This window comes from Lentibacillus populi (genome assembly GCA_014642895.1).
Taxonomy (GTDB): Bacteria; Bacillota; Bacilli; order Bacillales; family Amphibacillaceae; genus Lentibacillus_C; species Lentibacillus_C populi.
In genome coordinates this window covers 1-6892 of sequence record BMJD01000081.1, presented here as the reverse complement: position 1 = coordinate 6892, position 6892 = coordinate 1, and the positions used below count along the sequence as shown (strand labels likewise).

General features: G+C 38.6%; 4 protein-coding genes, 14 tRNA genes and 1 rRNA gene. All 19 read left to right on the top strand.

What is annotated here, in order from left to right; genetic code table 11:
* Window positions 1-97: ribosomal RNA gene (gene rrf / locus IEX12_RS22530) — 5S ribosomal RNA — on the top strand; the annotation flags it as partial.
* Between the two features lie 13 nt (window positions 98-110).
* Window positions 111-185, top strand: a tRNA-Asn gene (locus tag IEX12_RS22525).
* Window position 186: 1 nt separating this feature from the next.
* Window positions 187-278 (top strand) — tRNA-Ser (locus tag IEX12_RS22520).
* A gap of 15 nt (window positions 279-293) precedes the next feature.
* Window positions 294-368, top strand: a tRNA-Glu gene (locus tag IEX12_RS22515).
* A gap of 13 nt (window positions 369-381) precedes the next feature.
* Window positions 382-457, top strand: a tRNA-Val gene (locus tag IEX12_RS22510).
* A 12-nt stretch (window positions 458-469) separates the two neighbouring features.
* Window positions 470-546: transfer RNA gene (locus IEX12_RS22505), tRNA-Met, on the top strand.
* 51 nt (window positions 547-597) lie between these two features.
* A tRNA-Asp gene (locus IEX12_RS22500) sits at window positions 598-674 on the top strand.
* A 42-nt stretch (window positions 675-716) separates the two neighbouring features.
* Window positions 717-792, top strand: a tRNA-Phe gene (locus IEX12_RS22495).
* 19 nt (window positions 793-811) lie between these two features.
* Window positions 812-896 (top strand) — tRNA-Tyr (locus IEX12_RS22490).
* Window positions 897-923: 27 nt separating this feature from the next.
* Window positions 924-997 (top strand) — tRNA-Trp (locus tag IEX12_RS22485).
* Between the two features lie 11 nt (window positions 998-1008).
* A tRNA-His gene (locus IEX12_RS22480) sits at window positions 1009-1084 on the top strand.
* Between the two features lie 20 nt (window positions 1085-1104).
* Window positions 1105-1179: transfer RNA gene (locus IEX12_RS22475), tRNA-Gln, on the top strand.
* Between the two features lie 4 nt (window positions 1180-1183).
* Window positions 1184-1258, top strand: a tRNA-Gly gene (locus IEX12_RS22470).
* Window positions 1259-1272: 14 nt separating this feature from the next.
* Window positions 1273-1346: transfer RNA gene (locus IEX12_RS22465), tRNA-Cys, on the top strand.
* A 10-nt stretch (window positions 1347-1356) separates the two neighbouring features.
* Window positions 1357-1438: transfer RNA gene (locus tag IEX12_RS22460), tRNA-Leu, on the top strand.
* An 817-nt stretch (window positions 1439-2255) separates the two neighbouring features.
* The gene (locus tag IEX12_RS22455; RefSeq protein ID WP_188725940.1) at window positions 2256-2816 is read left to right on the top strand and encodes an Ltp family lipoprotein; all 561 of its coding nucleotides are present in this window, start codon (window positions 2256-2258) and stop codon (window positions 2814-2816) included.
* A 256-nt stretch (window positions 2817-3072) separates the two neighbouring features.
* Window positions 3073-3477, top strand: a complete 405-nt coding sequence (locus tag IEX12_RS22450) for a hypothetical protein (RefSeq protein WP_102415736.1) — start codon at window positions 3073-3075, stop codon at window positions 3475-3477.
* Between the two features lie 1324 nt (window positions 3478-4801).
* Window positions 4802-5716 carry a VOC family protein gene (locus IEX12_RS22445; protein WP_188725939.1) on the top strand — a complete coding sequence of 305 codons (915 nt, stop codon included), beginning with the start codon at window positions 4802-4804 and terminating at the stop codon, window positions 5714-5716.
* A 294-nt stretch (window positions 5717-6010) separates the two neighbouring features.
* Window positions 6011-6295, top strand: a complete 285-nt coding sequence (locus tag IEX12_RS22440) for an SRPBCC domain-containing protein (protein ID WP_188725938.1) — start codon at window positions 6011-6013, stop codon at window positions 6293-6295.
* The last annotated feature ends 597 nt before the right edge of the window (window positions 6296-6892 follow it).

Genomic DNA, 6892 nt, shown 5'->3' with positions numbered 1-6892 from the left:
AGGTCACACCTGTTCCCATGCCGAACACAGCAGTTAAGCTCTCCAGCGCCGATGGTAGTTGGGGCTTTGCCCCTGCAAGAGTAGGACGCCGCCAGGCTAATCGATTCCATTCCACAGTAGCTCAGTGGTAGAGCTATCGGCTGTTAACCGATCGGTCGTAGGTTCGAATCCTACCTGTGGAGCCATGGAGAGCTGTCCGAGTGGCCGAAGGAGCACGATTGGAAATCGTGTAGGCCGTTATCGCGGCCTCGAGGGTTCGAATCCCTCGCTCTCCGCCACCTTTAAATAACTTTGGCCCGTTGGTCAAGTGGTTAAGACACCGCCCTTTCACGGCGGTAACACGGGTTCGAATCCCGTACGGGTCACCACTTAAACTTAATTGGAGGATTAGCTCAGTTGGGAGAGCACCTGCCTTACAAGCAGGGGGTCGCAGGTTCGAGCCCTGCATCCTCCACCATCAATTTCATATCGCGGGGTGGAGCAGTCTGGTAGCTCGTTGGGCTCATAACCCAAAGGTCGTAGGTTCAAATCCTGCCCCCGCAACCAAATTTTCTTTAACTCAATCAAATTAACTTAGTATTTTTTTCTTCATTAAATGGTCTGGTAGTTCAGCTGGTTAGAATGCCTGCCTGTCACGCAGGAGGTCGCGGGTTCGAGTCCCGTCCAGACCGCCACTTTAATAGAGTGTTGTTGCAATTTGTTCACTAATATATAGAGGCTCGGTAGCTCAGTCGGTAGAGCAAAGGACTGAAAATCCTTGTGTCGGCGGTTCGATTCCGTCCCGAGCCACCATTTTTGTGTTTTCCATTATGGAGGGGTAGCGAAGTGGCTAAACGCGGCGGACTGTAAATCCGCTCCCTTAGGGTTCGGCAGTTCGAATCTGCCCCCCTCCACCATTTTACTTTTTTCATATATAAATAAGTAGGGGTATAGTTTAATGGTAAAACGAAGGTCTCCAAAACCTTTGATGTGGGTTCGATTCCTACTACCCCTGCCATGTTTAAGATGGCGGTCGTGGCGAAGTGGTTAACGCACCGGATTGTGGCTCCGGCACGCGTGGGTTCGATCCCCACCGATCGCCCCATTAATTAAATTCAAATATTTTGGGCTATAGCCAAGCGGTAAGGCAGCGGGTTTTGATCCCGTCATTCCCAGGTTCGAATCCTGGTAGCCCAGCCATTATGCGGAAGTAGTTCAGTGGTAGAACACCACCTTGCCAAGGTGGGGGTCGCGGGTTCGAATCCCGTCTTCCGCTCCATTACTTTGCATATTGGCGGCATAGCCAAGTGGTAAGGCAGAGGTCTGCAAAACCTTTATCACCGGTTCAAATCCGGTTGCCGCCTCCAAAGACAATATGCCGGTGTGGCGGAATTGGCAGACGCGCACGACTCAAAATCGTGTTCCTTCGGGAGTGTCGGTTCGACCCCGACCACCGGTACTTATTTTAAGAAGTTTTATTATCGTCAATTAACAGTAGAATTAAGTAATATCAACGTTTTAAACGTCTATTTACAGTAATGTAGGTAGGCGTTTTTTGTTATGACTTTAGTCAGTTGAGTACGCGACAGTGTGCGAAACAGAAAACCACCTGCTATGCGGGTGGGTAATAGATACTTTTTATAAATGATAATCTAAGGATGTACACAAATGATTGTTTAACTATGTACATTTTTGTAACGCTACTCAAAACAACTTTACATGGAGAGACAGGCATGATAGCCTTGTATGGCAGAGCCAGCCGTTGATACTGCTGACTTCTTGGCTCGATATTCATACCTGTAGAGGCTCCATGTCAAGTTGTTGGGTTATAACACATTTTACAGAAATAGGTAATTAAGTGTACACGAATGAAGAATTAAAAAGAAATCTGACCAGCATTTTGAAAGTATTGATACGTGGAACGAAAAAGAGGCTTTACTTATTGACGAAATACTAGACAAGGCAAAAACATTACATACTAATCTGAATGACTTTAAGCGTGAAGTGAAACAACAATTCAATGATCTAAATAAAAGATTGGATAAGGTCAATAATAGACTTGAAAAATAGGGGTGGTTAGGGTTTTTACCATTCTCAAAGCAGCGATAAAATTTTTTGCCATTTTAAAACTTTTTGAAATAGGTAAATTTTCCTTCATAGATAAATGTAAAACTATTTCAACTAGGAAAATAGGATTATGTATTCCATGTTCTTTACAGTTATGTTACAATTGTTTCTGATATTGTAAAAAATTTAGTAGAGTGAGGGATTATGTAATGGCTAAGGAAAAAGTTAAAAAACCTTTCTACAAGAAATGGTGGGTGTGGGTAATAGCTGTTCTTGTAATAGGAATGTTCGCAACGTCAGGGGAGGAAACTACAGATACTACAAGTGAACCTAAGGAGGAACCTAAACAAGAAGAAGTTGTTAAGGACGAACCTAAGGAAGAACCTGTTGAGGAAGTAGCTACTGAAACTAAAGAAGAACCAACTAAAGAGGAAGTTAAAAAAGAAGAACCTAAGGAAGAAGTTAAGGAAGAACCTGAATTTACCATTTCTCAACAAAACGCAATACAAAAGGCAAAGGATTATATTGATTATACCGCATTTTCTAAAAGTGGACTTATTGAACAATTAGAATACGAGGGATTCTCTAATGCTGACGCAACCTTTGCTGTTGACAATATTGAAGTTGATTGGAATGAACAGGCAGGAAAGAAGGCACAAGAATATATGGACTATTCTTCATTTTCAAGAAGTAGTCTTATTGAACAATTACAATTCGAGGGATTTACCGCAGAACAAGCGAATTATGGGGCTGATCAAGTAGGATTTTAAGCTAAATTCATAGATTAAGAAAGAGGAAGCTAGCTTAGGTGTTCTCTTTTATTCAAATATTGCGATTTATCGAATGAATTTAAAAATAGGGTTCTGCAACGGTACATTTAACATTCCGTAACATTGGTTTCACATATTGCACCATAAGTGGGTTATTATATAACTCTAACCTAATTATGTTTGTATAGTTTTTGCTTCATCACTTATTACATTATTATTGTTTGTAATGTATATCTTAGGTCGTTTAATCCTTATAATGAAAATGGAAATTACCATACTTGAAAGCTTAAAAGTTTGTCGAGACAATGAACTGGATAATATTGAAGTTGTAGAAGAATTTACACTAGGAGAAAATAACTCGGAAGCTGTTTATTTAACATCTGATGAACCTATGAGATATATAAAATTTTACGAATATGATTTTATGAATGATAGAAATGGCAATCTTTTACACAAACTTGGCTTGTTAAAGAATGGTTATACAATAAAAATAAATACTTATCTAACCTGTGGCATACTTAACTATTTAATTGGATATCAAAGGTTTGATTATGTAAAAGGTAAGGTGCAGTTAGGTGAGAATGGAAAAAACGGATTGATTATTGAAAACCTTGAAATTAAACACACGTTGAAAAGTATAATCTATTATATAATCAAATAATAAATATTTCATGAATAGATTGAATTCTAGAATTAGAGTCTCTAGGGCAATACTTAAATCTTAATAGAACCGATATTTTCAGAATTAATAGTCAGTAAAATAAACATCCAAATAACTAAATTATTGGTTTAATTTACTAGATAGTTTGATATACTAAATGAAGATATTCAGCAAGCTTTTTTCGAAGATGTATCTGCACTAAGAAATGATATGCAGATAATAATTCTTGATAATAAAGAGCCGAGTGAAGAAGTTAAAAGAAAAATAAATTATGAGGAATTTACTAAAGAAATCAAAAACGGTAGATATGGTTTTTTTCCAGCTGATTAACAATAAAAGATTTAGTAATGCTAACCTGTCATGTTTTATCTTAATAAAATTATTATAGAACAATATATTAGTTGAAAAATTTAGGAATGCCAATATAATAATAGTAAGAAGAATTTTTTATAATAAATCGTGTGCAGTAGTGAGACACGAAAATCGTTAAATACAGTGGTGACAAGGGTTCTGGCGAATGGAAGTAAGCGCACGACTCAAAATCGTGTTCCTTACGGAGTGTCGGTTCGCCCCCGACCACCGGTATCAAGAATCATTAATATGGCGGCGTTTGACGGAATATAATCCGTTGAAGCGTCGTCTTTTTTGCGTGTATAAAAAAGTCGTATGCCTAAACGGAGCTTAGACGATTTCCATTGAATCTATTCGGAGGGAGCGTTTTTTGCGTTGGGAACCGTAGTAGAAACGAATTATTACCGTATGAAGTAGATATTGCAACGGAACCAATTGAATTAGAAACGTTGTCATATGACGATGCCGTAAAGCGTTTCATTGCCGATGCAGAACGGTGGGGATTGCGACCGGATACGATCGAGTATTACCGCGCAGAACTCGGAAAGTTTAAGTGTTGGCTAGTTCACATGATAAAACGAATTTTATAACATGGTCGTGCGACTGAACATAGACAGTTACGTTAATCATTTACAGAAAATTCGCGGATTAAGAAACGGAACTTTTAATATAAGGTTACGGGCAATTCGGACGTTATTCGGGTTCCTTTATCGAAAGCTGGTTAACGAAATCATTGAGTTTACTACGAAAGGATCAGAACAAATGACACCGAGTATGCTCAATCTTTCAAAACAGAATACTCTTTATGTAAATGAGATTGAGGATGTTAGGATACTCCCCTTTCCAAAGATGGAATAGCATGGGCGGTTTGTAAGTTGTGAGTTTCCAAAAAACCGCAATCGAGAAGAAATCAAAAATAAATGATGTGATAAGCTTAAAATAGACACTTATTTTAACACAAGGAGGAATAACTATGACAAATACAAATCAAATCATCGTTCCACATTTATGGTATGACAAGGAAGCGAATGAAGCGGCAGAGTTTTATGCTTCTATTTTTCCAGATTCAAGAATTACGAATAAAACAACACTCCACGACACTCCATCAGGCGACGCTGATTTAGTCTCCTTTGAGTTGTGGGGACAGAAGTTCATGGCCATCAATGCAGGTCCTTATTTCACATTCAATCCATCGGTGTCTTTCATGGTTAATTTTGACCCATCACGAGAAAAAGACGCGAGTGAAAAACTAGAGGAGGTTTGGAACAAATTGTCCGAAGGTGGAACCGTGTTAATGCCACTTGATAAGTATCCATTTAGTGAGAAGTATGGCTGGATTCAAGATAAGTATGGTTTGTCGTGGCAGTTAATCCTTACCAATCCAGAAGGTGAAGAGCGGCCTGCGATCGTGCCTTCGCTCATGTTTGTCGGTGATACATGTGGGAAAGCGGAAGAGGCGATTAATTTTTATTTATCCGTATTTAAGAATTCAAAGCAGGGCTTTATTGCCCGCTACCCTCAAGGAATGGAACCTGACAAGGAAGGAACAATCATGTTTTCCGATTACATGCTTGAGAATCAGTGGTTTGCCGCAATGGACAGTGCGAGAGATCATAAATTCAGTTTTAATGAGGCAATTTCATTTATGATATATTGCGACACACAAGCAGAGATCGATGACTACTGGGATAAGCTGTCTGCTGTTCCTGAATCTGAGCAATGCGGCTGGCTGAAAGATAAGTTTGGCGTGTCTTGGCAGGTTGTGCCAAAAGAAATGGACGAGATGATGACGAGTAGCACACCGCAACAAATTGATCGTGTTAATAAGGCAACTCTTAAAATGAAGAAACTTGATCTTGCGGAGTTACAGAAAGTATACAAGGGGTAATGAAAATACCTCATGCCGAAAGAAGATCACGATGTTGATTTGTGATCGACTATCGAAAATTTTGCTGTCTTTCCTAAATGAAAATAAAAAATAATATATGTAGCAGGGCAGGGCGCATTGATTGCCATGACAACCTTGAAATCCGTGAACACGGTACGGGGATGGTGCTGGTTAAACTTGGTGTAACATGAAGCAAAAATAAATTACGCAAAAAGCAGGGAAAAAAGTTTTGTAATGTCTCTAAATGGTTCGTTTTAGTAAAACAAATATGATTCCCATTCTGAACGTGAGATAGTGAAGTCACGTATGTTTAATGCTCCTGCTGAGAATGTTTTTACAGCCTCTAGTAACGTAGGTTTACTTAAGAAATGGTGGGGACCCAAAGATTTTTCTAATACGATTAATGAATTTGACATGCGCCCGGTTGATATTTGGCGTTATGTTATGCATGGGCCTAATGGTATTGACTATGAAAATAGCGAATTTATAGAGATTAACTATAATGAGCAAGTAGTCTTCGTCATCTTGAGCCAGATCATAAATTTTTACTGGAAATCACCTTCAAAAAATCAAAAATAAGAAGGAAATCATTTGGCGCATGATATTGATACAGAGAAAGAATACGAAGAGGCCAAACCGTTTGTAAAAGAAGCGAATGAACAAAACCTGATCATTTGGAATGGCTGTTAAATGAAGTCACGTGACAAGCAGAAACTTTTGATACATTGGATATTAGACAGGTTTTCTGGGAAAAAACGCAGGGGTTCAGAAGATATTCAAACTAATTGATGAAAAGAAAAGTAAAACAACTAATTCCAATGTCCGGAATACTCAGTCAATATTCTACAATCTTGGAAGCATTTGTGAATAGATTCATAAATGCTTCCAAGATACTCGTATCAAACTAATTATTTTCTAAAGGGTTTAAAGTGACTGTTAAGGTTGGTGAGAAACATTAACATCAGAAATAATAGCAAATCAAGCAATAGAAATTAATTATTCAATGGCTTATGCATAACATACATATAAAATAGTATTTTGACGTTATTTTATCGTTTTGGCAAATGCCCTAACAGGAAAGTATGTGTCAAGTTTTTCTCGACGTTGCTTTCATACCAATATTTCAGGCGCTCCCATTTTGTACACCTTGTTCGGCTACCGCGCTGTCGCTTGCTG